This window comes from Thermoanaerobacterium sp. PSU-2, from assembly GCF_002102475.1.
In the GTDB taxonomy this organism is placed as follows: domain Bacteria; phylum Bacillota; class Thermoanaerobacteria; order Thermoanaerobacterales; family Thermoanaerobacteraceae; genus Thermoanaerobacterium.
Genome location: NZ_MSQD01000032.1, coordinates 1 through 2,287, shown reverse-complemented (window position 1 = coordinate 2,287; position 2,287 = coordinate 1). Strand labels below are relative to the sequence as shown.

Genomic DNA, 2,287 nt, shown 5'->3' with positions numbered 1-2,287 from the left:
GCAACTGGTACACCATCGGTTTGTCCACCCCGGTCCTCTCGTACTAAGGGCAGATCCTCTCAAATTTCCTGCGCCCGCGACGGATAGGGACCGAACTGTCTCACGACGTTCTGAACCCAGCTCGCGTACCGCTTTAATGGGCGAACAGCCCAACCCTTGGGACCTACTTCAGCCCCAGGATGCGATGAGCCGACATCGAGGTGCCAAACCTCCCCGTCGATGTGGACTCTTGGGGGAGATCAGCCTGTTATCCCCAGGGTAGCTTTTATCCGTTGAGCGACGGCAATCCCATTCTCTACCGCCGGATCACTAAGCCCGACTTTCGTCCCTGCTCGAATTGTCTTTCTCGCAGTTAGGCTACCTTCTGCCTTTGCACTCTTTCGCGCGATTTCCTTCCGCGCTGAGGTAACCTTTGGACGCCTCCGTTACTTTTTAGGAGGCGACCGCCCCAGTCAAACTGCCCGCCTGTCAGTGTCCATATGCCGGTTTACGGCTCCTATGTTAGAATTTCGGTAATATCAGGGTGGTATCCCAACGTTGGCTCCATATAGGCTGGCGCCCATATTTCTTAGCCTCCCACCTATCCTGTACAGATATTACTAAAATTCAGTGACAAGCTGCAGTAAAGCTCCATGGGGTCTTTCTGTCCTGTCGCGGGTAACTCGCATCTTCACGAGTACTACAATTTCACCGGGTCCCCCTTCAAGACAGCGCCCAAGTCGTTACGCCTTTCGTGCAGGTCGGAACTTACCCGACAAGGAATTTCGCTACCTTAGGACCGTTATAGTTACGGCCGCCGTTTACTGGGGCTTAAGTTCAGAGCTTTGGATTTTCTCCTGACCCTTCCCCTTAACCTTCCAGCACCGGGCAGGCGTCAGCTCCTATACTTCGTCTTTCGACTTAGCAGAAACCTGTGTTTTTGGTAAACAGTCGCTTGGGCCTCTTCTCTGCGGCCTTTCGGCACTCCTTCTCCCGAAGTTACGGAGTCTTTTTGCCGAGTTCCTTAATGAGGGTTCTCCCGCTCGTCTTTGGATTCTCTCCTCGCCTACCTGTGTCGGTTTGTGGTACGGGCACCTCATCCTCGATAGCAACTTTTCTTGGCAGCCCCTTCGAAACTTCGCCTTTCGGCTCCCCATCACAGCTCTTATGAGCTTTGGTACTTCACTCAAAGCTCTTTTCGTCGCTGCTTGGACGTGCTCTACCAACCGCACGCTTTTCTTATCTCGCTGCGTCCTTGCTTCTCTTTTAGCGGATTTCGGTGGTACCGGATTTATTACCGGTTCTCCATCGCCTACGCTTTCGCCTCGGCTTAGGTCCCGACTTACCCTGGGCGGATTATCCTTCCCCAGGAATCCTTAGGCTTTCGACGGTAAGGTTTCTCGCCTTACTCTCGTTACTTATACCGGCATTCTCTCTACTGTACTGTCCAGATTCGCTTTCGCTTATCCTTCGTCCTGTACAGTACGCTCCCCTACCATTCTTTTCAGAATCCGTAGCTTCGGTGGCATGTTTTAGCCCCGTTTATTTTCGGCGCGGGATTTCTCGACCAGTGAGCTATTACGCACTCTTTGAATGTATGGCTGCTTCTAAGCCAACATCCTGGTTGTCTTGGAAATCCTACTTCCTTTCCCACTTAACATGCTCTTTGGGACCTTAGCTGTCGGTCTGGGCTCTTTCCCTTTTGACCACGGATCTTATCACTCGTAGTCTGACTCCCAGGGTCTCAATATGGCATTCGGAGTTTGATAGGGTTCGGTAACCTCTTTGGCCCCTAGTCCATTCAGTGCTCTACCTCCATATTTCCTTCCCCCTGAGGCTAGCCCTAAAGCTATTTCGGGGAGAACCAGCTATCTCCGAGCTCGATTGGAATTTCTCCGCTACCCACAATTCATCCCATGACTTTTCAACGTCAACGTGGTTCGGGCCTCCACCAGATCTTACTCCGGCTTCACCCTGATCATGGGTAGGTCGCACGGTTTCGGGTCTATGATATGCAACTCTCGCCCTTTTAAGACTCGCTTTCGCTTCGGCTCCGCTTTCGCTTAACCTCGCTGCATATCTATAACTCGCCGGTCCGTTCTACAAAAAGTACGTGGTCGCTTTCGCTTCCACTGCTTGTGGACATATGGTTTCAGGTTCTCTTTCACTCCCCTCCCGGGGTTCTTTTCACCTTTCCCTCACGGTACTATGCGCTATCGGTCACTTAGGAGTATTTAGCCTTGGGAGATGGTCCTCCCGTCTTCCCACCGGGTTGCCTATCCTGTGGTACTCTGGATCCCACTCGGTA

General features: G+C 52.3%; 1 rRNA gene. It reads right to left on the bottom strand.

Going from position 1 to position 2,287, the window contains the following annotated elements:
- Positions 1–2,287, bottom strand: a 23S ribosomal RNA gene (locus BVF91_RS12975); the annotation flags it as partial.